The sequence below is a fragment of the Borrelia duttonii Ly genome, from assembly GCF_000019685.1.
Taxonomy (GTDB): Bacteria; Spirochaetota; Spirochaetia; order Borreliales; family Borreliaceae; genus Borrelia; species Borrelia duttonii.
Window position 1 is genome coordinate 905,008 of sequence record NC_011229.1, and the last position, 26,667, is coordinate 931,674.

The 26,667-nt window shown below is 28.1% G+C and carries 17 protein-coding genes; 11 read left to right on the forward strand and 6 right to left on the reverse strand.

The window, feature by feature from the left end:
* Positions 1 to 9: 9 nt before the first annotated feature.
* Genes BDU_RS04215 through BDU_RS04230 form a run of 4 tightly spaced genes read right to left on the reverse strand, consistent with a single transcriptional unit; the run spans position 10 to position 7,901 of the window.
* A complete protein-coding gene (locus BDU_RS04215; protein WP_012538572.1) occupies positions 10 to 834 on the reverse strand; it encodes a hypothetical protein in 825 nt (274 codons plus the stop codon).
* Positions 822 to 3,956: an isoleucine--tRNA ligase gene (gene ileS, locus BDU_RS04220; protein ID WP_012538573.1), complete on the reverse strand. Its 3,135-nt coding sequence runs from the start codon at positions 3,954 to 3,956 to the stop codon at positions 822 to 824. Before ileS ends, BDU_RS04215 begins: the two co-directional genes overlap by 13 nt.
* On the reverse strand, positions 3,941 to 6,175 hold the full coding sequence (locus BDU_RS04225; RefSeq protein WP_012538574.1) for an AAA family ATPase: 2,235 nt from the start codon (positions 6,173 to 6,175) through the stop codon (positions 3,941 to 3,943). The genes ileS and BDU_RS04225 overlap by 16 nt, the downstream gene beginning before the upstream one ends.
* A gap of 16 nt (positions 6,176 to 6,191) precedes the next feature.
* Positions 6,192 to 7,901: a phospho-sugar mutase gene (locus BDU_RS04230; protein WP_012538575.1), complete on the reverse strand. Its 1,710-nt coding sequence runs from the start codon at positions 7,899 to 7,901 to the stop codon at positions 6,192 to 6,194.
* A 115-nt stretch (positions 7,902 to 8,016) separates the two neighbouring features.
* Between BDU_RS04230 and uvrB the strand changes: the two genes are divergently transcribed.
* The 3 genes from uvrB to BDU_RS04245 are packed head-to-tail and all read left to right on the forward strand — an operon-like array spanning position 8,017 to position 16,262.
* A complete protein-coding gene (uvrB, locus tag BDU_RS04235) occupies positions 8,017 to 9,981 on the forward strand; it encodes an excinuclease ABC subunit UvrB (RefSeq protein ID WP_012538576.1) in 1,965 nt (654 codons plus the stop codon).
* Positions 9,982 to 10,008: 27 nt separating this feature from the next.
* Complete coding sequence (uvrA, locus tag BDU_RS04240; protein WP_012538577.1) at positions 10,009 to 12,849, forward strand: excinuclease ABC subunit UvrA; 2,841 nt, start codon at positions 10,009 to 10,011, stop codon at positions 12,847 to 12,849.
* Positions 12,804 to 16,262: an LPS-assembly protein LptD gene (locus BDU_RS04245; RefSeq protein ID WP_012538578.1), complete on the forward strand. Its 3,459-nt coding sequence runs from the start codon at positions 12,804 to 12,806 to the stop codon at positions 16,260 to 16,262. Before uvrA ends, BDU_RS04245 begins: the two co-directional genes overlap by 46 nt.
* Positions 16,263 to 16,409: 147 nt before the next feature.
* On the opposite strand, the gene BDU_RS04250 is transcribed toward BDU_RS04245, so the two are convergent.
* Together BDU_RS04250 and BDU_RS04255 are read right to left on the reverse strand one after the other, a co-directional pair.
* A complete protein-coding gene (locus BDU_RS04250) occupies positions 16,410 to 17,003 on the reverse strand; it encodes a ribonuclease H family protein (protein WP_012538579.1) in 594 nt (197 codons plus the stop codon).
* Between the two features lie 6 nt (positions 17,004 to 17,009).
* On the reverse strand, positions 17,010 to 18,584 hold the full coding sequence (locus tag BDU_RS04255) for a hypothetical protein (protein ID WP_012538580.1): 1,575 nt from the start codon (positions 18,582 to 18,584) through the stop codon (positions 17,010 to 17,012).
* Between the two features lie 185 nt (positions 18,585 to 18,769).
* On the opposite strand from BDU_RS04255, the gene arcA reads away from it, so the two are divergent.
* The 8 genes from arcA (at position 18,770) to BDU_RS04285 (ending at position 26,664) form a co-directional block, all read left to right on the forward strand.
* A complete protein-coding gene (gene arcA, locus BDU_RS04260; RefSeq protein ID WP_012538581.1) occupies positions 18,770 to 19,999 on the forward strand; it encodes an arginine deiminase in 1,230 nt (409 codons plus the stop codon).
* Between the two features lie 17 nt (positions 20,000 to 20,016).
* On the forward strand, positions 20,017 to 21,012 hold the full coding sequence (gene argF, locus BDU_RS04265) for an ornithine carbamoyltransferase (RefSeq protein WP_041177759.1): 996 nt from the start codon (positions 20,017 to 20,019) through the stop codon (positions 21,010 to 21,012).
* 52 nt (positions 21,013 to 21,064) lie between these two features.
* Entirely contained in the window at positions 21,065 to 22,480 is a 1,416-nt protein-coding gene (locus BDU_RS04270) for a YfcC family protein (protein ID WP_012538583.1), read from the forward strand.
* A gap of 24 nt (positions 22,481 to 22,504) precedes the next feature.
* Complete coding sequence (gene arcC, locus BDU_RS04275; RefSeq protein ID WP_041177760.1) at positions 22,505 to 23,437, forward strand: carbamate kinase; 933 nt, start codon at positions 22,505 to 22,507, stop codon at positions 23,435 to 23,437.
* A gap of 325 nt (positions 23,438 to 23,762) precedes the next feature.
* Positions 23,763 to 25,085, forward strand: a complete 1,323-nt coding sequence (locus BDU_RS04280; protein ID WP_012538585.1) for an NCS2 family permease — start codon at positions 23,763 to 23,765, stop codon at positions 25,083 to 25,085.
* Positions 25,086 to 25,205: 120 nt separating this feature from the next.
* Positions 25,206 to 25,436, forward strand: a complete 231-nt coding sequence (locus BDU_RS08220) for a hypothetical protein (RefSeq protein WP_158298584.1) — start codon at positions 25,206 to 25,208, stop codon at positions 25,434 to 25,436.
* A gap of 203 nt (positions 25,437 to 25,639) precedes the next feature.
* On the forward strand, positions 25,640 to 25,813 hold the full coding sequence (locus BDU_RS08225) for a hypothetical protein (protein ID WP_158298585.1): 174 nt from the start codon (positions 25,640 to 25,642) through the stop codon (positions 25,811 to 25,813).
* A gap of 671 nt (positions 25,814 to 26,484) precedes the next feature.
* A complete protein-coding gene (locus BDU_RS04285; protein WP_041177761.1) occupies positions 26,485 to 26,664 on the forward strand; it encodes a hypothetical protein in 180 nt (59 codons plus the stop codon).
* Positions 26,665 to 26,667 lie beyond the last annotated feature (3 nt).

The following is a 26,667-nucleotide window of genomic DNA, read 5'->3' on the forward strand; positions in this document are numbered from 1 at the left end:
TATAAATAGTTAATGTTTATTATGTTTAGTATATATTAAATTTGTTATAAATTCTTTGATACTCATTTTATTAACATTAAATTGAAGTTCTATGGTATTTTTATCTTGTATTGTAGATGTTATAGGTCCTGAAATTATTATTTTTGTTGTATGTTTAAGGATACTTGGTATTAATTTTTTTGATGCAATAGAGAGTATTTTGGGGTTATTAGTGTTTAGATAAGCTTTAAAATTATATTCGTTGTCGTTTGCACTATTTGCAATGAAAATTCCTTTGTTAAAGGGAATTAAATTTGTTTTATTTATGTTGTTTGGAATGAGTTTAGTGATATCATTGATCAAAATGAATATTTCATGTTGATCAATGATATCAATGTATTTTGTTATGAGTATGTTTGTATTTTGATGAGTTATTTCTTTTTGATTGATTAATATACCTTTTTTGTCTTTAGTTGGGGTTATATATATGTTTGAATTTTTTATTTTCCATTTTGGGTTCATAAATATATTTCCACATGATTGAAAATTCGGATGATTGTTTATTTTCCAAAATATGCTTTTGGGAAAATTGCCTGTTATTATTAATGAAAAAGTTTCTGGATTTTTTGTATAGCTTAAATATAAATTACCAACAGTATGAAGACCTATTTTATATTTCATTTCGAATTCACTATATATGAATCTGTTTTTAGATAAATTTATATAAGCATATATATCTGATGAGGAGTCTAATAACATGATTGAAGATATATTTTTTTTAGGTGGATGGTAAGTTAGAGTTACACATCCTATTAAAAGCATAGCAATACAAATATTAATAATTAATTTAAGCATTTTTCTATACCTATATTTACTGATATTTCCTCATCTAGTTCTAAAGTTTTTAAGGCTTTTTTATTATTAATTTCTATTGTTATTGCCAAAGTTTCAGTTTTAATATAATTTTCAAAATTGTTGATTATTTTTGTAAGTATTTCATCATTATTTGTATATAGTATTATTCTGTCGGTAACATTGAAATTACTTTCTTTTCTTAAATTTTGTACTTTTCTTATAAGTTCTCGTGATAGTCCTTCTAGATATAATTCTTCTGTAATTAAAGTATCTAGTCCTATTGTTATAGAATCTTCATTAATTACTTTTAAATTTTTTCTTTCATGTCTTTCTAGTATTATATCTTTTAGTGTTATATCATATGTATTATTGTTAATTGTAATTGTATGTTTGTTGCCATTTATTATTTCTAATATGTCTTCATTGCTTAGTTTTGTTATTGCTAATGCTACTGATTTCATATTTGTGCCGAGTTTGCTTCCAAGTTCTTTAAAATTTGCTTTTGCTTTATAAGTTACAAGTTCTTCTTCATTGGATTTTATTTTTATTTCTTTTGCATTAATCTCTTCAAGTATGATTTCTGTCATTTCTCTTAGAGTATTTTGTTCTTTATGATTTTTGGTGATTATGTATATTGTTTTAATAGGCTTTCGTATTTTTATATTGTGTGATGCTCTTAGTGCTCTTGCAATTGTTATTACTTTTCTTGTGAAATTCATTTTTTCTTCAAGTTCTATATTAATAAGTTCCTTAATTGATTGAGGATAATCATTTAAATGAATAGATTCTTTTTCATTTTTGGTCTTTAAATTTTGATATATTTCTTCTGTTAAAAAAGGGATAAATGGTGCAAGCATTAGCATTAAGTTTTTTAAAGTATAATATAATGTTTCATAAGCATCTGTTTTATCATTGTCATTTTCAGATTTCCAAAACCTTCTTCTTGATCGTCTTATATACCAGTTATTTAACTTGTCTATGAATGTAAGAAGTACGTCTATTGATTTTGTTAAGTTATATTTATCTATTTCTTCGTTTAATATTTGCTTTAAACTTTCAATTTCGCTAATTATCCATTTGTCAAGTATATTGGTTTTATATAGATTTACATGATTATTAGGTGTAAACTTGTCAATGATTGCATAAGTTATAAAAAATGAGTAAGCATTCCAAATAGGGATTATAATATTTTTTAAGACATCTTTAACCCCATCATCGCTGTATTTTAGATCATCAGCTTTTATTACTGGACTCATTATCAAATAAAGTCTTAAAGCATCTGCTCCAAATGTGTTTATTATTTGTATTGGATCTGTATAATTTTTGAGTGATTTTGACATTTTTTTGCCGTCACTAGATAATACTAGTCCATTAACTATTACATTTTTGAATGCTGTTTTTTCAAAAAGAGCAGTTCCTAAAATTGTTAATGTATAAAACCATCCTCTTGTTTGATCTAAGCCTTCTGCAATAAAATCGGCAGGGAAGATATTTTGGAATTTATCTTTATCTTTAAATGGATAATGTTTGCTTGCGTAAGGCATTGAACCAGATTCAAACCAGCAATCTAAAACCTCACTTGTTCTAACATATGTGCCACCATATTTGCTAGGCCAGGTTATCTTATCAATTTTATCTTTATGTAAATCGATAATCTTTTGTCCTGATAATTTTTCTAATTCTTCCCTAGATCCTATACATATTTTATTTCCTGTTTTTGAACATTTCCAAATCGGTATTGGATTTCCCCAAAATCTATTTCTACTTATTGCCCAATCTCTTGCATTTTCTAGCCATTTGCCAAATCTTCCCTTTTTAAGATGTTCAGGTATCCAATTTATTTGTTCATTTGATCTTATAAGTTTTTCTTTGATTTTTTCAATATTGACAAACCATGAGCTTATAGGTCTATAAATTAGAGGTGAGTTTGTTCTATAGCAAAATGGATATCTGTGTAAATAGTTTTCTCTTTTGAATAAAAGATTCATTGATTTTAATTTTTCTATTATTTTATTATCCGCATCTTTAACAAATAATCCTTCAAAATCTTTAACTTCGCTTGTGAATTTGCATTCGGCATCTATAGGTGTTATCATATCGGTTTGAGTATTTTTTTTAAGTATTTGATAGTCTTCTTCTCCAAATGGTGCAATGTGTACTATTCCTGTTCCGTCATCGGTTGTAACGTATTCTGCTGTATGAATTTTAAAAGCTCCTTTGTTCCGTTGGTTTACAAAGTAATCAAATAGTGGTTCATATTCTATTCCCTTGAGATGTTCACCTTTAAATTGTTCTATTATTACGTATTTGTTTTCATCTTGATAGTAGTGATTTAATCTTTTTGTTCCTATTATGTATATTTCATTTTTTTCTTGATCAAGTACTTTAGAGTAATCTATGTCTTTCCCAACAGCAATTCCAAGATTTGTGGGTAATGTCCAGGGAGTTGTAGTCCATGCAAGCAGATATTCATTTTTATCTTTGATTTTAAATTTTATGGTTAATGATGGATCATGAATTTCTTTGTATTCACCAAGATTGACCTCAAAATTTGATAAAGGAGTTGCAAGTTTTGGAGAATATGGCAATACATAGTAGCTTTCATAAATTAAACCTTTATTGTAAAGGGTTTTAAATACCCACCATACGGATTCCATGAATGTTAGATCCATTGTTTTGTAATTATTCTCAAAGTCAACCCATCTTCCCAGTCGTGTTATTATTTTTTTCCATTCTTTTGTGTACCTTAAAACTATATTTCTGCATTCTTCATTAAATTTATCGATACCATATTGTTCTATTTCATATCTTCCAGATAATTTTAAAGATTTTTCTACTTCATATTCTACTGGTAATCCATGAGTATCCCATCCAAAATATCTCTTGACATGCTTTCCTTTCATTGTTTGATATCTTGGAATTATGTCTTTAATTGTATTTGGGACAAAATGTCCAAAATGGGGAAGCCCTGTTGCAAATGGTGGACCATCATAGAATGTAAATTCTTCACATCCTTCTCGTTGTTTCATCGATTTTTCGAAAATTTTATTATCATTCCAAAATTGTAATATTTTTTCTTCTAATTGGGGAAAATGTACTTTATTTTCTACTTTTTTGAACATAAAATTTCCTTTTGTTTGATTTTTATATTGTTTTGTTCTAAATATATTTTTATTAGATTTATATTAGGATTGTGAAATATTTGATTAATAATTTTTTCTTCTATGTTTTCTTTTACTGCATTTAAAATGCTTCTTGCTCCGGAATTTTTATCATAATATTTTTTTATTATATGATTTTTAAGAGAGTCATCAATTTCTATTTGAATGTTTTTTAGGCTAAATTTTTGAGTAAGTTCTTTGCAGTAATTATCGTAAATTATGCTGAGGTCTTTTTCTGTTAATACATTAAGAATTATTTTTTTTTGTATTTTATCTATTAATGATAACTTAAGTTTTGTTTTAAGTTCATTATTGATTGTGCTTTTAATATCTATATTATTGTCTGTTTTATTAAATCCAAGGATGCCTTTTCCAAGTAATATTTTACTGCCAATAGATGTACTTAAAACAATGATGCTATTTTTAAAAGATATTTTATCTTCTTTATTGTCAATTAGTTCTCCATTTTCAAGTATTTGTTCTATTATGCTCATTACGGAATTATGCGCATATTCAATATTTTCAAATATGATGAATGCTCTAGGATTATATTTTAGTCTGTTTATTAAAATACCACCGTCAGTATAACCTGCGTATCCTGGATTTGTTCCTATTAGTTTTGATATAGAAGTTTCTTCTCTGTAATCTGACATATCTAACTGTAGTATTGAATTTTGATCTTTAATCATGATTTTTGATATTGTTTTTGATAGTATTGTTTTTCCACTTCCACTTGAACCTATGAGCAATATTGATGTTAATGGTTGTATATTATTGTTGATGCCTAGTTTTGTTTTTACCATTTCTATAATGATTTCATCTATGGCAGATTCTTGTCCAATTATTTTTTCTTTGATGTTTATTGTTTCTTCTTTAAGATATGCAATTTCTTCTGTGAGATTAAGTTTTACCTTAATGCCAAAAAATTCATCTGTTGTATTTTTAATATCCTCGGCATTTACTATTTTTGTATTTATTTCTTGTTGTTTTTTCTGGGCTCCAGCAATGTCAATTAGATCAATTGCTTTATCGGGAAATTTTCTATTAGTTAAATATTGTGATGATAAGCTAATAACATTTTCTATGGCTTCTTTTTCATAAGTGACGCCGTGATAGTTTTCAAAGTTTTTTATTATGCTGTTGATTATGTTGAGAGTTTCTTTTTCATCAGGTTCTTTGATTGATATTGTTTGAAATCTTCTAGTGAATGCCTTGTCTTTGGATATGTGTTTTCTATATTCATCATAAGTCGTTGCACCTATTATTTGTATTGCAGAACGAGAGAGAATAGGTTTTAAGATATTTGCTGCGTCAATAGAACCTTCAGAATTTCCTGCTCCTATTAAAGTGTGTATTTCATCAATAAAGATTATTATGTTTTTATTATTTTTTATAGACTTAATTATATTATTTAATCTTTCTTCAAATTCACCTCTATATTTAGTTCCAGAAACTAAGTCAGAAGTTTCAATTTGTAGTATTATTTTATTTTGTAATTGGCTTTTTATTTCTTTGTTTGCAATTTTAATGGCAAGTCCTTCAACAATTGCTGTTTTTCCAATCCCAGGTTCTCCTATTAAAATTGTGCTATTTTTGTTTCTTCGTTCAAGTATGCTTATTAATGATTGAATTTCTTTTTCACGTCCTATTAGGGGATCGAGTTTTTTTTCTTTTGCAAGTGTTGTGAGATTTTTAACGTATTTGTTAATTTCAAAGTAGTCGTTTTGTCTTGTTTCATCTTCAAATTCTTTATATGTTTCAATTAATCTTATTTTATCTATGCTTGTTATTATATTATCTTCATCGAAGTTAAAGCTTAGTTTATTAAGTTTATATTTTTTGAGAAGCTTTTTTGTTTTTAAAATCTGATAAAAAATTTCTTTTATGCCTATTAAAGTTTTGGACTTAAATTCTTTTTTTGTTTGGTCAATAAGAGTAAAGATTTCTCTGCTTATTTTTGGGATGACAATTTCATTGGTGCCAATTAAAACTTTTTCTAGCTTTTCTATTTCATATAATGTATCTTGTTTGATATTTTTTAAAGTTTTGGTTTCTATATTTTTTATTTCAGATTTTTTAGGATGAATTAATAATATAGACATTAATAAATGCCAACTTGAGACTTCTCTATTTTTATTTTTTCTAGCTACTTCTCTTGACGATATTTCAACTAGGTTCATTAATTTGTCTGTTATATTAATATTTTTCTATCTCCATCTTTATTTTGTTCATTATATCAAAAATACTATTTTTTTGTTCGTATCTTGAATATATGGATATATAAAATTTAATTTTTGCTTCCGTGCCAGATGGCCTAATTGTTATTTCGATTTTATTTTCTAATAAGAATTTTATTGCATTTGTGGTGTGTGTATAGCCTTTTATTGTATATATGTTTCCATGCATATCGATTTCTTTTAGTGTTTTATAATCTAATTTTTTAATTATGAAAAGACCTGCAAATTCTTTTGTAATATTGTTTCTAAATTGTAACATTAATTTTTCTCTTAAAAAATCACCATTAGTTTCTTTAAAGATTTTATTAATTGTAAAATCTTCGTAATATCCAAATTCTTTGTACATTGTTTGTAGATATTGATTTATTGTGATTTGGTTTTTTTTTAGTGTAAACATTAAATCACAAAATCCTTTTATGGCTGAAAATGCATCTTTATCTCTAGTTCCAGTGCCAATTAGGTATCCATGGCTTTCTTCACATCCAAAAATAAATTTTTTGTTTGGTTCTTTTTTTTGTATCTTATCTATTAAGTTTCCTATCCATTTAAATCCTGTATATGTTCTATATAATGTTGTGTTGAATTTTTGAGCTATTTTATCTAACATTGGGGTTGTGACAAAAGAGGCTATTATAAAGGTGTTTTTGGGGTTGTTTTCTCTAGATAGTAAATAGTGCATTAAGATGCATGCAATTTGATTTCCATTTAAAATTTTCCATTTTCTGTTTTCTTTGAAAGCAATACCCAATCGATCAGCATCTGGATCTGTTGCAAATGCAATATCACAGTTTGTTTTCTTTGCAAGTTCTATTACTCTAGACATGGTTGTATGTTCTTCAGGATTGGGATATTTGACTGTAGGAAATTCTGGATCAGGATTTATTTGTGTTTGTTCTGTTAAAAGTTCTACTTTGCTACCTTTAAATAATTTCTTTATTATTGTTCCTCCTGTTCCATGCAAAGGAGTATATGCGATTCGTAAATTTGTAGTTTTACTTTTTTGATTGAAATTAGGAAATTCGTCATTTATTTTTTGTATGTATTTAATATCAATTTCATTTTTAAGTTCAATTATTATTCTTTTATTTATTCCTTCTCTTTTTATTAATGTATGTTTGATATTAGATACTTTTTGTATTTCCGATATTATTTTTGCATCATGTGGATCTATTATTTGAGCACCTCCTTTCCAGTATACTTTATATCCGTTGTATTCTTTTGTATTATGACTTGCTGTTATCATTATTCCAAGATCGCAGTTTAATTTTCTAACTGTGTAGGATAATTGTGGAGTTGTTCTTAAATTTTTATATATGTAAACTTTAATCCCATTTGAGGCAAAAATTTCCGCAGCTTCGTATGCAAATTCTTTTGAAAAATGTCTTGAGTCATAACTTATTGCGATTTTAGGATTTTGTGTTATTGTAAGGATATAGTTGGCAATTCCTTGACTTGCTTTGGCGATGTTGTATGTATTAATATAGCATGATCCAGCCCCAATTATACCTCTCATGCCAGCAGTACCAAATTCTAGTTCTTTGTGAAATCTATTGTATATTTCTGTTTCATTATTTTCTTTAAGCAATTTGATAGCTTCATCTTTAAAAAAATTGTTTTTTTCAAATTGTATATATTGTTTTAATTTTTTTTGAAGTTTATTATTTTTCATATTATTTTCCTTTATTTTGTTATTTGAGAATTTATAATTAAATTATAAAATAATAAAATATAACTGTAGAGTTGATTATTATATTTGATTTATAATCTTTTTATTTGGGGTTTTCATGCAATTTTGTTTAAAGTCTGATTATTTTCCTGCTGGTGATCAACCGAAAGCAATAAGAGAGATTAAGGAATCTATTTTACGTAATAATAGGTATCAGACTTTAAAAGGTGTGACAGGTAGTGGTAAAACTTTTACAATCGCTAATATTATTAGGGATTTAGAGCGCCCTTCTTTAATAATTAGTCATAATAAAACTTTAGCAGCACAGCTTTATAGAGAATTTAAAGATTTTTTTCCAGATAATGCAGTTGAGTATTTTGTTTCTTATTATGATTATTATCAGCCTGAATCTTATGTTCCCTCAAAGGATCTATATATAGAAAAGGAAGCTACTATTAATGAAGATATTGAAATAAAGAGAATAAGGACAGTAACATCTCTTTCTAGAAGACGAGATGTTATTGTTGTTGCTACTGTTTCTTCAATTTATGCATTAGGTTCACCAATATTTTTTAAAAGTGCTGCTAATGTTTTTTTTGTAGGACAAAAAATTTCCATTAAGGAGATAGCAGACGTTTTTGTTAAACTTCAATATGAAAGGACGTTTACAAATCTTGAACATGATAAATTTTCTATTAAGGGTGATGTTGTTGAAATATGGCCTAGTAATGAACATGGTGATTTTGCATATAGAATTTATTTGGATTTTGATAAAATTATGCAGATCAACAGGATTAGTCCACTTACAAAAAAAAAATTAGGTTTTGCTAATGAATTTACGCTTTTTGCTAAATCTTATTTTGTTATTCCTTATGAAAAAATATTAAATGCTTTGCCTGAAATACAGGTTGATTTAGAAATGCAATATCGTTATTTTCAAGAAAATAATAAGCTTGTTGAAGCTGAAAGGCTTAAACAAAGAGTTAAATATGATATTGAAATGTTAAGGGAAACAGGGTCTTGTCAGGGTATAGAAAATTATTCTGCATATTTTGGCGGGGATGAGATAGATAGGCCTTATTGTCTTTTCGATTTTTTTCCTGAAGATTATTTGCTATTTATTGATGAATCTCATGTTACTTTACCTCAGTTTAGAGGAATGTATAATGGAGATTATTCAAGAAAATTAAATCTTGTGAATTTTGGTTTTAGATTGCCATCAGCGCTGAAGAATAGACCACTTAAGTATTATGAGTTTGAGTCTTTGATTAATCAAGCTGTTTTTGTATCGGCAACGCCTGGCCTTGAGGAATCTGAAAAGAGTAGTGTTATTGTTGAACAAATAATACGTCCAACAGGTCTTATTGATCCAGAAATTATTTTGAGACCTTCAGATGGACAAATAGAAGATATTTATAGTGAAATTCAAAGAAGAGTAGTTTTAAATGAGAAGATTTTAATTACAACTTTGACTAAAAAAATGTCTGAGGATTTGACAGATTATTTATTGACTCTTGGAATAAAGGCCAGGTATTTACATGCAGAATTTAATGCTATTGAAAGAGTAAATATTATTACATCTCTTAGGAAATCAGAGATTGATGTTATTGTGGGGATTAATTTGTTAAGAGAAGGTTTAGATATTCCCGAGGTTTCTCTTGTTATTATACTAGATGCTGATAAGGTAGGATTTTTAAGGTCAGCTTCTTCTTTAATTCAGATTATTGGTAGAGCTGCTAGAAACTCGCATGGTTGTGTTATAATGTACTATGATCAAATAAGTTGTGCAATGCAAGAGGCCATTGAAGAAACACGTAGAAGGCGGAATATTCAAATTGAATATAATAAAGCGAATAATATTGTTCCAAAAACTATTGTCAAAAAAGTGCAAAGTATTTTAGAAAAAGAATTTAAAAATGAAACTCTTGATTATAATGTTGAAAAAATTATTTCCGATAATAATTTATCTAGAGAAGATCTTATCATTAAGCTTAAATTTGAGCTTAATGAAGCGGTTGAGGATGAGAGGTTTGAAGATGCTATCTTTTTGAGAGATAAAATCAAAGAGCTTATTAATATATGATGTTTTAATAACGAGGAGTTTATATTTTTGAAAGAAAACATTACTGTTAGAGGTGCAAGGGAACATAATTTAAAAAATATTGATGTTGATATTCCAAGAAATAGTTTGGTGGTAATATCTGGCAAAAGTGGTTCTGGAAAGTCATCTTTAGCTTTTGATACAATTTTTGCAGAAGGACAGAGAAGATATATGGAATCTGTATCTTCTTATGCGAGACAGTTTTTGGGCGTAATGAAAAAGCCAAATGTTGAATATATAGGCGGACTTTCTCCTGCTATCTCTATTGAACAGAAAACCATCAGCAATAATCCAAGATCAACGGTTGGTACTATTACTGAAATTTATGATTATTATAGATTGTTGTTTGCAAAAGTTGGCAAGCCATATTGTCCCAATGATGGAAATTTAATCGAAGAGCAATCTTTAGATAATATAATTAATGTTATTTTAAGTTATTCTGAGGGTTCCAAAGTTATATTATTTGCTCCTATTGTTATGGGTGCAAAGGGTACTCATAACAAAGAACTTGAGAAAATATTAAATCAAGGATTTGCTAGGGTTAGAATAGATTTTCAGGATTATTTAGTAGAAGATGCCGTTAACTTAAAATTAGATAAAAATAAAAAGCATAATATTGAAATTATAATAGACAAAATAAAATTGAGTAATGATATAAGAGTGAGACTTGCAGAATCTATTGAAACTGCTTTATTGGTGTCTAATGGTTATTTACGTGTAGAGATTGAAGATGATTTTAAAAAAATAGATAGAATTTTTACAGAGCATAATAGTTGTCCTTTATGTGGGTTTTCTCTTCCCGCAATAGAGCCAAGACTTTTTTCATTTAATAGTCCGTTTGGCGCTTGTAGTGAATGTTCTGGTCTTGGTATTATATTTGATTTTGATTTTGAAAAAATTTGTCCTGATATGCAACTTTCTTTTAATGAGGATGCATTTATTACCTTTAAATCAAGTTCGCCTTGGGCCTTGGCGATTTTTAAAGGCTTGTCTAAGCATTATGGATTTAAGTTAAATACTCCTATAAGTCGTATTCCTGAGGATGTTCTTCAAAAGATTTTGTATGGAGATAATGTAAAGATAGATTTTGTTTATAAGTCTAGAGAAATGGAAGCTAAAGAAATTAGTGGAGGTTTTCATTACTCTAAGGAATTTGAAGGTCTTATTCCTCTTTTAAAGAGGCGTTATCTTGCAACTGAATCTGATAGTGCTAGATCGTTTTATGAAAGTTTGATGTCTCGTAAAATTTGTAATTTTTGTAAAGGAAAGAGATTGAGTTGCGAGGCTTTGTCTGTTAAATTGGTTGGAAAAGATATCCAAGAGCTTAATAGTTTATCTGTTATGGATTCTTATTTATTTTTTGAAAATATTGAGCTTGATGAGTTTGATACAAAAATTGCTAAAGAGATTTTGAAAGAAATTAGAAATAGGCTTAAATTTTTAATTGATGTTGGACTGTCTTATTTATGTTTGGACAGAATATCTGGAACTCTTTCAGGTGGTGAAGCTCAAAGAATTAGACTTGCTACACAAATAGGTTCAGCTCTTGCTGGAGTTCTTTATGTACTTGATGAACCTAGCATTGGGTTGCATCAAAGAGATAATGAAAAATTAGTCAAGACCCTTGTTAATCTTAAAGAACTTGGCAATACAGTAATTGTTGTAGAACATGATGAGCAAACTTTACGTACTGCTGATTATATTATTGATGTTGGTCCTGGAGCTGGAATTTATGGTGGAGAGATCGTTGCTAAGGGAGTATTATCTGATATTTTAAATAATGAAAATAGTTTAACTGGTAAATATTTAAGTGGACAACTTAAAATAGAAATTCCAAGAGTAAGACGTCAAATAGGAAAATCCAAAATTGTACTTTTGAAGGCAAATAAAAATAATTTAAAAAATATTAATGTTCACATTCCTTTGGGAGTTTTTACTGTAATAACTGGGGTTTCTGGTAGTGGAAAGAGTACTCTTCTTAATGAGGTATTATATCCTGCTTTGGATAGTAGGTTAAAAGCGAATGAAATCTATTCTGATGGTTTTGAGGATATTATTGGCTATGAAGAAATTGATAAGGTTATTCAGATAAATCAAAAACCAATAGGACGAACTCCAAGATCAAATCCGGCAACTTATGTTGGATTTTTTACTGAGATTAGGGAAATTTTTGCAAAGCTTCCAGAGTCTAGAACAAGGGGGTTTAAAGCAGGTAGATTTTCTTTTAATGTTAAGGGTGGACGTTGTGAAAAATGTCAAGGGGATGGATACTTAAATATTCAGATGCATTTTTTGCCTGATGTTTTTGTTCCTTGTAGTCTATGTAAAGGTAAAAAATTTAATGAAGAAACTCTGGAAATTAGGTATAAGGGAAAAAATATTTATGATGTTTTAGAAATGAGTGTTCTTGAAGCTAAAGATTTCTTTGAAAGTGTTCCAAAGATTAGTCATTATTTAAGTCTTTTAATACAAGTTGGACTTGAGTATATTAAACTGGGACAGTCATCAACAACCCTTTCAGGAGGAGAGGCTCAACGAATTAAATTGGCATTTGAGCTTGGTAAGAAAAGTATGGGAAAAACTTTTTATATGATTGATGAACCGACTACAGGTTTACATTTTGATGATATAAGGAAATTATTAGAAGTATTGCAATTACTTGTTAAAAATGGAAATACTGTGGTTCTCATAGAACATAATTTAGATGTTATTAAACAAGCGGATTATATAATAGACTTAGGTCCTGAGGGTGGAGTATCTGGAGGCAATATTGTTGTATCTGGAACTCCTGAAGAGGTTGCAAAATGCAAGAGTTCCTATACAGGAATGTTTTTGAAAAATCTTTTGTAATATTAATTTTATTAAATATTTTTAGTTGTTTTATCCTGTTTTCTCAGAATGATAATGATAAGGATAAAATCAAAAATAAGCTGACTTTAATGCAGAAAGCTAATTTAAGGGAACTTGAGCTTTCTAGTGATGAAGATTTGAAAAAGTGGGCATTAAAAGAAGGAATCAAAGAGAAAGACATTTCTAAGATAAAATCATTGCTTTTGGAAAAATTTGGCATATCTCCTGATCTTTTTTCAAAAGATGGCAAGGATGCAGGAAGATATAAAGTAGTTATTGAGAGTACAGATAATCTTGAAAATTTTACCTATGAGCTTACTGGAGATGAAAATATTGTATTTAAAGGTAGAGTGAAACTTATTATTGAAGATGTTAAAGAGAATAAAAAACATAATATTCAAGGTGATAAGATTGTTTTTAATAAAAAAACCAAAAAGCTTTTTTCTAGTGGAAATGTTGATTATAAACTTGATTTAAGTTCTGATGAAAAATTATATTTTTATGGTAATGAATTATTTGTTGATTTTGATTCTAAAAATTTGCTTCTTAAAGATGGAATTATTCAGAAAAAAATACAGAGAAATTTAGTTGATCATATTGTTTCATTTGGGGGTAAATCTTTAAAAAGGTTGGATAATGATGCTAGCATTTTAGAACAGGCTTTTATTACAACCAGTAAAATCCCAGAACCTTATTATTCTATTAAAGCGTCTAAGATATGGATTTTACCATCTGGAGATTTTGGTATTCTTAATGCTGTGTTTTATATAGGAAGAGTACCAATGTTTTATATTCCGTTCTTTTTTAAACCAGGTGATAGTTTGTTTTTTAATCCGTCTTTAGGATATTTCCCCAAGCGAGGTCTTACTCTTTTTAATACTGTATATTTATTTGGGAAGAAGTCTGTTGATAGTGACAAGTTTTCTTTTTTAGATTTTGATTTTCATTCAATGTATGATTCATCTAAAGAGCCTTATATTAGGAATGGTTATTTAACTTATTTTTTTGCAGAGGATGTTGTCTCTAAGTTGAATAAAGATTATGTTAAGTTGATTTTTGATATTTATTCTAATTTGGGATTTTATACAGGTATTGATCTGAACTTAAGCAATACCTTAGATCTTTTTAAGACCTTTGAAGTTAGTTTTGGAATAGGTTTCACAAGAACTGTGCATAGACATATTTTGTCTGGAGTTTATCGTCCTTTTGATAGTAATAGTATTAATTATTCTCTTTTTAGTTTTGATAATATAAATAAGGGTAATATATTTGGTTTTGAAGTTCCTTTTAGATATTTACTTAAATCTAAGTCTGAATTTTTAATCAGTGATGCACTTTTTTCAGTAATATTTGAACATTATTCAGATCCTTATGTGATGATTGACTTTAAAGATAGATTAGAGAGTGGAACATTTTTATCTCTTTTAAGTTCTCCGAAATCTTCATCAGAAATAGAAAAAATGATAAGTACATTTGATTGGAATTTATCTTCTTTTTATAATCGTACTTTTGATGATAATTCTCTTATTGATTATAGGTTAAATAATTTGGGATTTACTTTTAAATTAGCAAGTTATGATAATATATTTAATGCCAAATCTAAGAAAAATATTAAGGATCCTACTAGAAAATGGTTTTATTTAGAGAGGATTCATTTGCCTTATATTGATTTAAATTTTCAAAAGGATCTTTATAATAATAATTGGACTGTTTCTTCTGATTCTAAAACTAAAGAAGTAATTATGGGACCTAAAGTTAAAGATATTGGGGATAGTGTTGAAGATGATAAAGATAAAAGTGATTCAGAAAAACTTAAGGAAAAAAAAGATTTAATTAAAGATTTTCATTTAGTTCCTAATCCAATTGTTTCTAATGATTTTAATAAACAAGATTCTTTTTATATAAGATTTGGTATTAATCCTTATTTAAAAAACAATATATTTTTTGATGATTCTAAATTTAAATCTCCTCAGGAATTTAAATATGATGTAAAGACTTATTTGTTTGACATTAAAAATAAAATAGATTTAAAGTTTTATGCTGACTTTAATAATCGACAAATTACTTTTGAAGATATTTTGTATCTTAATACTATTGAATATAATCCCTTAGATAAAAATTATAATTTAATAGAAAAAGATAAAAAAGGTGAGCATTCAATTATTCATAAGACCACTTTAAATCTGTTACCTTTTATGATGTATCCTAATTTTTCTCGTAGTAGTATTAAGTTTGAAAATAAAATTACTCTTTATTCATTTGATAAAAAGTATGATGTAAATTCTAAAATTTTAGCTGGTAAGAGTAATACTGTTTTTTTAAAAAGTCCCGAAACATTTTATCAAGATTTTAATTTTGATTTGATTTATGATTATAAATTCTTTACTACTAGTTTTTCAAGTGTACTGAAAAATACTTTTGAAAGCATATATACTTCTTCTGAATTTAAATTTTCTCTAGAATTTCCTTATTTGTTACAAGAAGTGGGTATTGGTGTTAAATATGATAGAAAATTTAAAGAAGACACTAAAAAAACTTTCTTTTCAAAAAAGACGCTTATTAATTCATCACCCTTAAAACCTATATATCCATATAAGCATCTAAAAATGAATCCTGCTTTATATTATAAGTTGGAGCCACGATATTTAGATTATTTAAAATTTTCCTTTTTAATTGCTTATGATCCTTTAATTAATGGATTATCTGAGCTTTCGTTAAAGGTTAATGCTTATGACTTTAAATTTGCATTTGAAATGAAAAATGATTTTGAATATAAATATGATAAATCACTTGGTGATTTTGCAAAAGTGGGATCTATGGCTAAGCTTGTTCCGTATTCTTTAAGTGCTCAGTATAAAAAAGATCTGTATGAATTTAAGTTTTTTGATGAAAAATTTTCAATTGGCTTTGGAACAGATGTTGGATGGAAAATGAATTTGCAAAAATTTGTTGATAATGAATTTTGGGCTGAGTTTACTTTAAAGTTTAAGTATACTAAATTTTTTGAATTGGATGTTGCAACTCGTTCTATTAATACAAAAACTTTTAGATATTTTGGGGGATATATGAATCAAATTGATCTTGCAACAGTCAATTTTTTAGAAGATGTCTTTAAGTCATTTAATTTTTTTAATATTCAGGATAGAAAAGATTCATTATTTAAGATTAAAAAAATTAGTACAAGTTTTAAATTTAATTTTTATGATTGGAAATTTGTTGGTGAGTATAGTTTAAGTCCAGATATTTTAAAGCATGATAACAATCGGTATTCTTCAATTTGGAGAAATACTTTTTCAATTTATATTTCCTGGAATTTCTTTGAGCCTGTTAAGTCATCGTTTGAGAGTAATTCAAGTACTAACTATGAACTTTTAATTAATAGAAAGTCTAATAGACAAGATAGAATTTTTTAAATTTAATGTTATATCTATTGTGACTTATTGAAAGTGTTTATTTATAAGTCTATTTTGATTTTATATAAAAAATATAACCAGTATTGTTATTTAATTTTAATTATTTAATATTAAGTATATATTTTGTTTTTTAAGTGAAGTATGACTTTATCTTTTATGAAAGCCAAGATCTGCAATATTATTGTTACCTGATATCAATACTATTTGTCCTCCACTCTTTTCAAATATATTCCTTAATTTGATAACATTTTGAATTAATTTGATAGTGTTTTTATTTAAGTTTTTATTGTAAAAACCTTTAGACCAATAATCTATGACCAGCTTACTATCTCCAAATATGTTTTTTGTATTTTCTTGTAATGCTATTTTAAGTGCGATGTATAGTCCCAAAAGTTCACCATAATTATTACTAATTCCGTTAAAATTTTTGACATAGTAGTTGTTATAATCGTTAATAAAGTTTTGTTTTACTACTTTGTCTATTATTGATATTCCTTTTTCATTGACAACTCTAACTTCTACTCCTTGTCCTCTGCCTGTGCCGGAATCGAAATATATACCTTTTGGGTGACAAGTATTAATTTTTCCGTTTTCTAGGAGCCATTTATTTGCTTCTTCTTTTGTTTTAAAACTTTTTATTTTATTTTTTTGTCCTATAATCTTGTTTTTGCATTCTTCCCAAGATGTAAAAATGAATTTTTCGTTTTTATCGTTTAATATGCATGCATAGTATTTTTTCATATTAATTTAACTCCCTAAGCACCAGAGGTTAGTTATATTACAAGACTTACCAAATTTTTTTTCATTTGCATTTTGTGTTTCTATGGATTCTTTTATTGCTTTGCTATATCCAATAAATTTTTCTCTAAGAGTTGGCTTGATGATTCTATTTGGTAAGGTGCTGGGAAATATGCCTGCTATTGTATATGACATATAAAAATCATAGGCAGCTGCATTTATGTCTCCGGGGGTTATTATTCCAGATATTTCATAATTTCGTGAAACATTAAGACCGGCTATTCTGTATATTCTATCAACTACTAAGGAACAGTAAGTTTTATGGTAAATGTCCTCAAGATTAATTGAATCAGTCCACATATTAGAAGATAAAAGGGGAACCATATATCCAAAATTATTGTCAATATATCTATTTCTAGCAAAATTCATTGCTTTTTGAATAGTTCTTTTATTTGTTATGGGTGAGAATATTTTTAGTATTCTTGACTGTATATAGGTTGAGAGTTTTTCATATCCCGATCCTTGGACAGAAGCTGTATCAAATTTAATTTGATTACTTGTAATTACTGATTTTATATCAAAACTATCTTTTCCTGCAAATGCGATTTTTTTTGTATTATCATATTTGTCAGCATCAAATACTCCTGTGTGCTGCCAGAAATAAAAGAAGTCAGTCCAGTCTATTTTTGGTTTTATTAATAATATGTCTCCATGTGATAAAATAGATCTTAATTTTTGAGGTGTAATTTCCATACCTGTTTCTGGATCTATAATATTTTTCATAGAGTCTATTTTTTGTTGTGATTTTGTTGAATCATATAGGTTATTGTGTTCATCAACAATTGTTTGTTTTAGTAGCATGTTTTTTATTGTATTATTGTTGATTTTCAAATGAATCATGAAGTTTTGAAAATATTTTTTGTCTTTGATTTTTAATAGTTGATTTGCTATTATGTGTGGCGATATATATTCAGTTCCATTTATTATGTCTTTGTTTATGGTATAGTTTCTTATGTTTTCCTGAGGAAAAAATGAAGCTATATTATTGATAGGTATATATCCCATGTTGTTTTCATAAAATATTTGTTCTAATTCTGTTAAAATTTCTTTTTCTAAATACATTTGTGTTTCTGTTAATTCTGTGAAATTTTTGTTTATTAAATGTATTTGTTCTATATCAGATTTTTTCTTGAAACTTGTATTAGTTTTAATGATTAGGTATCCATTGATATTGCTTTGTTGAAGAAATTTATTCCATTCTTGTGAATTATTGAGATGTTTTTGATAAGCTAGTAAATAATTTTGTATTTCTTCAATTTTTTGAGGACTTATTTTTAAATCGATTGCTAGTATTTTTAATAAATTGGGATCATTTGCATGTTGTAATAATTTATCTATTAGATTTGATGGTATGTGATATATGGTATGTGTATTGTTTGTTATGAGGTTATGAGCAGATGGAGCATTATGGGTTAAGTAAATTGTATTTGGACTATTGTTTGCTTGGTTATCTGTAGTAAATAAGGCGCAGGAGTATATGAGATAAAGACTTATTAAGTTAAATATGCATATAAAATGTTTCATGTCAATATATTATCATATTTATTTTATTATATTTCATTTTGAATATTATGTTTATTATTTTTTATAAGTTTTAATTATATTGATTTTTTGTTGCTTAAGTTTTATTATATTAAGTATATATATATTAGAAATATGCTATATTTAAAATTTTTTTAAACTTTTTTATAAAAACAGGGGTTTTTATTATGCAGTATTTAAAACCAATAAATGTATTCTCAGAAATAGGTCGTTTAAAAAAGGTGTTATTACATAGACCAGGTAAAGAATTGGAAAATTTGACTCCTTCAATAATGAAGAGATTGTTGTTTGATGATATTCCTTATCTACATGTGGCTATACAAGAACATGATTCTTTTGCGGATACTTTAAGAGGTAATGGAGTTGAAGTTGTTTATATTGAAGATTTGATTAGTGAAACTCTTTCTAATGATGATAGTATAAAAGAGCAATTCATATCTCAGTTTATTTTGGAGGCAGGAATTAGGACCGAAAATAAAACTAGAGCTTTGAAAGATTATTTTTGTAATATGTCTGTTAATGATATGATTTCAAATATGATAGCTGGTGTGACAAGAGATGATCTTAAAAATTATAAATCTGATTCTCTAAATTCTTTAGTAAATAGTGAATATCCTTTAATTATTGATCCTATGCCCAATATACTCTTTACAAGGGATCCTTTTGCAAGTATTGGGCATGGTTTGACAATAAATAGGATGTCTACTAAGACTAGACATAGAGAAACGATATTTGCAGAATATATTTTTAAGTACCATCCTATTTATAAAGACAATGTTCCTATATGGTATAATAGGGATGAGGATACTACTTTAGAAGGTGGGGATGAATTAGTTTTAAGTCGAGATGTTTTAGCTATTGGTGTTTCTGAGAGGACCGAGTCTGAGTCTGTTGAGAAAGTGGCACGAAAACTTTTTGAGCAAAAAATATCATTTAATACAATTTTGGCTTTTCAAATTCCGCAAAGTAGGGCTTATATGCATTTGGATACTGTTTTTACTCAAATTGATCATACTACTTTTACAAGTTTTATTAGTGATGATATGAAATTTACAATTTATGCTTTAACTTATGATGTGAGTTCTGGCAGTATTAAAGTTAAAAGCGAAAAGGCAAAATTGGAAGATATTTTAGGTTTTTATCTTGGATGTAAGGTTAATATCATAAAATGTGCTGGGGGAGATTTAATTCATGGAGCACGAGAACAGTGGAATGATGGTGCTAACACTTTAGCAATAGCACCTGGAGAAGTAATAGTTTATTCTAGAAATCATATGACTAATAAATTACTTGAGGAATTTGGGATTAAGGTTTATCAAATTCCTTCTAGTGAACTTTCACGAGGAAGGGGTGGACCAAGATGTATGTCTATGCCTTTGATAAGAGAAGATATTTAGTTAGGGAGAAAATGTTTATGTATAATTTACAAGATAGTTTACGCAATAAAAGTTTTTTAAGGCTTTTAGATTTTACTCAAGATGATATTCAATATTTACTTGATTTGTCTCATAAGTTGAAAAAAGTTAAACAATCAGGAATTGAAGAACAAAAACTGAAGGGTAAAAATATAGTTATAATTTTTGAAAAGGATTCAACAAGAACAAGATGTGCGTTTGAAGTTGCTGCCTATGATCAAGGAGCTCATGTGACTTATTTGGGACCAACAGGAAGTCAGATAGGAAAAAAAGAATCTATAGCTGATACTGCAAGGGTATTGGGAAGAATGTATGATGCTATTGAATTTAGAGGATTTTCTCAAGAAGCGGTTGAAGATTTAGCTAAGTATTCTAATGTGCCAGTTTATAATGGATTAACAGATATTGCTCATCCAACGCAAATACTTGCTGATTTTATGACCATTGAAGAACATAAAGGATGTTTGAAAAATTTAAAGATGGTATTTTGTGGTGATGGTAGAAATAACATGGCTAATTCTTTAATGGAAGGATGTTCTATTATGGGAATGGACTTTAGGATATTTGCACCAACAGAACTCTTTCCAGATCCAGAGTTGGTAGCTAAGACAAAATTGATTGCTGATAAGAGTGGGGGTAGTATTACTATTTCTAGTTCTATTGAAGAAACAGTTAGGGATGTTGATGTTGTTTATACTGATGTATGGGTATCTATGGGTGAGGCTAATTGGGATGAGCGAATTAAATTATTAAGACCATATCAAGTCAATAGTGAACTTATGCAATTGGCAAAGAAAGATGCAATATTTATGCATTGTTTACCAGCTTTTCATGATTTAAATACGGTAGTTGGTAGAGAAGTTTTTGAAAAATATGGACTTAAAGGGATTGAGGTTACTCATGATGTTTTTGAGGGTGACCGATCTGTTGTTTTTGATGAGGCTGAAAATAGGTTGCATACTATTAAAGCCGTTATGGTTGGAACTTTGGGATAAATTTATTATAAGTTTTATTATCAAAATGTAAATATGTATTAGGAGAGATAAAATGGTTCAAAAAAATAAAATGCCAAGTAGTTTTACGATAGTATTTGCTTTAATAGTGTTTATGACAATATTAACTTATATAGTTCCTGCAGGTGAATTTCATAAAGAAAATAGAGAAGTGAATGGTAATTTGCAAGAAGTTGTTGTGGCTGGAACTTATCATGCAGTAGATAGAGCACCTAGGGGATTTTGGGATGGCATTTTTATTGTTTTAACAGCAATGGCTAAAGGAATGGAACATGCTGTTGAAGTTATTGTATTTGTTTTAATTGTTGGTGGAGCTTATGGAGTTATTTTGGGGACGGGAGCAGTTGATGCAGGAATAGCAGCAGCAATTAAGAAAATGGGAAATAAGGATAGACTGTTGATACCATTGATGATGTTTATTTTTTCCATAGGTGGGACTACAACAGGGATGTATGAAGAAACACTACCATTTTATCTAATTATGATCCCATTGGTAATAGCTTTAGGTTATGATAGTGTTGTAGCCGTTGCAATTATTGGATTAGGGGCTGGTGTTGGAACTATGGCATCTACTATTAATCCATTTGCTACGGGAATAGCATCAGCAATAGCTGGTATTGAGATAAAGGATGGTTTTTATTTTCGTATTGTTTTATACGTAGTTTCTGTTTTTGTAGCTATAGCATATGTATTGATATATGCAATTAGAGTCAAGAATGATCCTAAAAGATCTATAGTATATTCTCAAAGGGAAGAAAATTATAATCTATTTGTTAAAGGTAGGAGTGATGATAAGAGTGATAGTATGCCAGAATTTACAAATAGACGGAAAATGGTATTAGTATTGTATGGGTTAATGGTTGTATTTTTGATATATAGTATTTTGGAGCTTGGTTGGTGGATGCAAGAGATGACAATGTTATATCTTGGTACAGCGATTCTATCTGCGTTTATATGTAAAATGAATGAATCTAAAATGTGGGATACTTTTGTAGAGGGAGCTAAAGATATGATAACAGCAGCACTTATTATAGGTATGGCTCGGGGAGTAATGATTGTAGCTGATGAAGGTATGATTACAGGAACAATTTTACATGCTGCATCAGAATTTTTGTATGGGGTGCCTAAAGGTATGTTTATCATTTTAAATGAACTTGTACAGATATTGATAGGTTTTATTGTACCCTCTTCATCAGGACATGCAAGTTTAACAATGTCAATGATGGCTCCATTGGCTGATTTTTTAGATATGCCAAGATCGTCAGTTGTATTGGCTATGCAGACAGCATCGGGTTTGGTGAATTTGTTAACGCCAACGAGTGGGGTTATCATGGCTGTATTGGGAATGGCAAGACTGAGTTATGGTAGTTGGTTTAAGTTTGTGATGCCGATTTTTGTGATTGAATTTGTAATATGTATTTTAGTAATAATGGCAAATGTATATTTATAGTATGTACGAGTTAAGGAGTTGTGTATGAATAAAAGAATTGTAGTAAGTCTTGGAGGGAATGCTTTAGAATGTGGAGATGGAACATTTTGTGAGCAATTATCAAGGATAGAAAGTAGTGTATGTGGTATAGTGGATTTAATAGAGTATGGTTATGAGATAGTCATTAGTCATGGTAATGGTCCTCAAGTGGGAAGAATTTTGTTAGAAAATGAAATGTGCAAAGAGACGCCATTGGCACCACTTGATGTGTGTGTTGGTATGAGTCAAGGGATGATAGGATATTATATTGAACAGGCATTAAGGAATGAGATCTGTAGGCGAGGAATGAAACGAAAAGTAATAGTGGTGTTGACTCAAGTTTTGGTAAATAAAGAAGATGAGTGTTTTAATAATCCTAGCAAACCTATTGGTCCATTTTATGATAAGATACGAGCAAAAGAGCTTGAGAGTGAGGGATATACTTTAAAAGAAGATAGTGGAAGAGGGTATAGGAGAGTGGTTGCATCACCTAAGCCTATTGAGATTATAGAAATTGAAGAGATAATTGAATTAATTAACAAAGGATGTATAGTGATTGCTTGTGGAGGAGGTGGTATACCTGTTATCAAAGATGAAAGAGGAGTCATTAAGGGAATAAGTGGCGTAATTGATAAGGATTTTGCATCGTCTAAATTAGGACAAGATATAGGAGCAGATCAGTTATTAATTATTACTGCTGTTGAGCAGGTGGCGTTAAATTTTGGCAAAAGCAATGAAAGTTTACTGAGCAAAGTAAGTATTGGTGATTTAGAGAGATATATCAAAGAGGGTCATTTTGCGGCAGGTTCTATGTTGCCTAAAATAGAGGCAAGTATTAACTTTGTAAAGTCTAGAGAGAATAGAGAGGCAATTATTACATCACTTGATAAAATTATTGAAGGGATAAAGGGAATTAGAGGGACAATGATAACCATGTAGATCGCGTTACTAAATATTGATATAGGAAAGTGTATAGTATAAGTAATCATCTATTTTAAAAAAAAGTAAAGTTTCAACAGAGTCAATGATTAAGATGGATGGCGAAGATCTTAAAATCAACCCATTCATTTGTATTTTTAATTTCTATTATTAAATTTTATATTTCATGTATGATATTTTTAGTTTTATTCAATTATTTTGCTTATATTAGTTTTTTTATCATTATACAATAAATTCTTCATAAGAAAATGTTATAAAAATTTGTATTTTTAAATATTTTGAACTAAATGTGTATGTATGTTTTGTAAAGGAGCGTTAAAATGTTATGAAAAAGGACAAGATTGATTACAAAAGAGAAATAATTGCCGGAATTACAACATTTCTAAGTATGGGATATATAATAATAGTAAATCCTTTAATATTATCTAATGCAGGTATGCCTATGGGAGCATTGGTAACATCTACATGTATAACAGCAGGGATTGCTACAATTATGATGGGTGTAGTAACAAATACTCCTTTAGCTTTAGCGTCTGGGATGGGAACCAATGCATTTTTTGCTTTTTCTCTTGTAAAAGGAATGAATATACCTTGGGAAGTGGCTTTGGCAGCAGTGTTTGTTGAAGGAATTATATTTATTATTTTATCTTTGTCAAAGATTAGAGAAAATATCATAAATGCTATACCAATGAATTTAAAATATTCTATTTCTGTTGGTATTGGATTTTTTATTGCTTTTATTGGTTTAGTTAATAGTAATATTATAGTTAAAAATGAGGCCACATTAATTGGTATTGGTAATTTTATGGATTTACAAGTTTTGATTACATTGTTAGGTTTTGTCTTAATATGTGTTTTTGAGATGAAGGGTGTTAGAGGAAGTATATTATTGTCAATTTGCGTTATTACTTTAATATCTTGGGGTTATTGCTTGTTTGATAAAGAATCTGCTATGAGTATTGGATTAAAATTGCCAGATGGATTTTTAAGATATGAATCGTTTTTCCCTATATTTAATAAATTAAATTTTTCTTATATTTTAAATGAAAATTTATGGAATTTTCTTTTTATAGTGTTTATTTTATTGTTTAATGATATTTTTGATACGGTTGGAACTTTAGTAGGAGTTGCTACTAAGGGAAATATGATTGATAGTGATGGTAATGTGCGTAATGCTGGTAAGATATTATTAGTTGATGCTATTGCTACAACTTTTGGTGCAGTTATGGGAGTATCTACTGTTACAACTTATATTGAAAGTTCTACAGGAGTGGCGTCAGGAGGCCGTACTGGGGTTACATCAATTATGACAGGAATTTTATTTGTATTGTCAATATTTTTTGCACCTTTATTTATTGCTGTTCCAACTAGTGCAATATCAGCTACTTTAATATATGTTGGGTTTTTAATGTGTAAGGAGATTAAAAATATTGATTTTACAAATATGAAAGAAGCTATTCCAAGTTTTTTAATATTATTGTTAATTCCATTAACTTATAATATAGCTTCAGGAATAGGTATTGGAATAACTTTTTATGTAATTATGAGTTTATTATATAATTTTTTTAGGAAAGAATATGTCAGTGTGTCTCCCATCATAATTGTATTGTCTTGTGTTTTTGTTTTGAAATTATTGCTTTCTAGTTAGGGTTTTAATAATCAAATATAATTGTGAATAGAGATATTGACTACTTAAAAGAATTATATGTAATGAGTCAATTTTGGATGAAAAGTAGGAGCTTAAAATTTTTTAGTATTGATTTGTTTGATGATGAAATGTAATAATGGAGTAGTAAAAGGGCAAAGTCAAGTAACAAAGGTATATGGGATAGTGTCAGCACCAATGGTATCGTTGATTCTGATTTTTATTTCCAATGTTTTCGTTATCTCGTCAACCAACTTAACTAAAGTATGTAATTACTCCATATTCTCAGCAAGTTCAAACACATCTCTTATCTTTTTACTTAGTCGTAGCCTTCCAAATAAATCTGAGGGTTAGTCAGAATGGCTTATTGCTTGTACTGTACGGAGGATGTTTTCAGGTAATGGTGGATATGAAAGTTAAATTGGACTCTTTTATTAGAGTAAACAGCAGCTAAAAGTTTTAAGTGAAATGAGAGTTAAAGTTTCTGATGTGAAGATCGAAACAGAGGCTTTTTTAAAAAAATAAAAAGACAATTATCTTGGTAAAGTGGCTTTCTAGTGATGATGATGCAAAAAAAGAAAGCTATAAAGCGAGATAATATTGATAAACTAAAGGAGCTGAGAAATTTAGAAAACTTAATGAATCAATCTTTGCAATTTCGGAGTTTACAATTTTTGCTAAATTTTAAACTTAGAGATATGAATTTTTTAAATTTGGTTAGTTTTAATTAGAAGGTAAGTAATCAGAAGAATAACTTAGGTTAAGAGCTAATGTTTTTAGCTTTATTTTATTGAAAGATTGTTAATTTGATTATCTATTTGTATAGAAATAAGAGTAAGTGTTTTAAATAAATTAAAATCAAAAAAAGGAAGTGACATAAATAAGAAACAGTGAAAGAAATATTTAGAGGCATAAATGGATATTAGGAATATTGGATGTAATAATTAGAAAAACCAGTATCAGATTGACCAGCCTCCGTTTCACTATTCTTAGAGTATTTTATTCTCCCCTAATATCTTTTTGTGTATATATGTTGTTATTTTATATTATATTTATTAATTAGTGATAATTAGTGGGGGTTTCAATAAGACAAATTTTTCAAAAGAGGTGTAATAGTGAAATTTAGAAACAAATTTTTAATTTTAAATAGAAGCATAAGATTTGTTGTTGAGAATGAATAAAAAGAGAATTTTCAGGAAAATACTACTGTGAAAGAAGAAGCAGGTGAAGAGGAAAGAGTTAGTAGAAAAAGTAGTATAATAAGATGGTGTGAATTATGTAAATAATGCACTTACTTGGATTAAAATAATAAAAGAAAAAAAACAGAAATCAGATATAATGAATGAAATTTTGGCAATTTTTGGAGATTTTTTTAATTTAAAAAAGATTATTTCACAAAAATATGCACGGAGAGACTAAGGCTAATGATATAAGTAAACTCTTAGAAGATTCTCGACAAGTAGTAGAAGAATCGGTCTTAAAACTGGAAGAAAATTTTCAAAAAGTAAAAAACTTTTTAGAAGAGGCTATTAAAAAAATAGTTGCAAAAAAAAATAAAAAAATATTAATAATAATGAAATAGAAT

Bases quoted from the DNA above. Each gene is read 5' to 3' on its own strand.
- BDU_RS04285 (WP_041177761.1), top strand. From the start codon at position 26,485: ATGCACGGAGAGACTAAGGCTAATGATATAAGTAAACTCTTAGAAGAT.
- arcA (WP_012538581.1), top strand. From the start codon at position 18,770: ATGCAGTATTTAAAACCAATAAATGTATTCTCAGAAATAGGTCGTTTA.
- BDU_RS08220 (WP_158298584.1), top strand. From the start codon at position 25,206: ATGATGAAATGTAATAATGGAGTAGTAAAAGGGCAAAGTCAAGTAACA.
- BDU_RS04230 (WP_012538575.1), bottom strand. From the start codon at position 7,901: ATGAAAAATAATAAACTTCAAAAAAAATTAAAACAATATATACAATTT.
- argF (WP_041177759.1), top strand. From the start codon at position 20,017: ATGTATAATTTACAAGATAGTTTACGCAATAAAAGTTTTTTAAGGCTT.
- BDU_RS04245 (WP_012538578.1), top strand. From the start codon at position 12,804: ATGCAAGAGTTCCTATACAGGAATGTTTTTGAAAAATCTTTTGTAATA.
- BDU_RS04255 (WP_012538580.1), bottom strand. From the start codon at position 18,584: ATGAAACATTTTATATGCATATTTAACTTAATAAGTCTTTATCTCATA.
- uvrB (WP_012538576.1), top strand. From the start codon at position 8,017: ATGCAATTTTGTTTAAAGTCTGATTATTTTCCTGCTGGTGATCAACCG.
- BDU_RS04280 (WP_012538585.1), top strand. From the start codon at position 23,763: ATGAAAAAGGACAAGATTGATTACAAAAGAGAAATAATTGCCGGAATT.
- BDU_RS04250 (WP_012538579.1), bottom strand. From the start codon at position 17,003: ATGAAAAAATACTATGCATGCATATTAAACGATAAAAACGAAAAATTC.
- ileS (WP_012538573.1), bottom strand. From the start codon at position 3,956: ATGTTCAAAAAAGTAGAAAATAAAGTACATTTTCCCCAATTAGAAGAA.
- arcC (WP_041177760.1), top strand. From the start codon at position 22,505: ATGAATAAAAGAATTGTAGTAAGTCTTGGAGGGAATGCTTTAGAATGT.
- BDU_RS04215 (WP_012538572.1), bottom strand. From the start codon at position 834: ATGCTTAAATTAATTATTAATATTTGTATTGCTATGCTTTTAATAGGA.
- BDU_RS04225 (WP_012538574.1), bottom strand. From the start codon at position 6,175: ATGAACCTAGTTGAAATATCGTCAAGAGAAGTAGCTAGAAAAAATAAA.
- BDU_RS04270 (WP_012538583.1), top strand. From the start codon at position 21,065: ATGGTTCAAAAAAATAAAATGCCAAGTAGTTTTACGATAGTATTTGCT.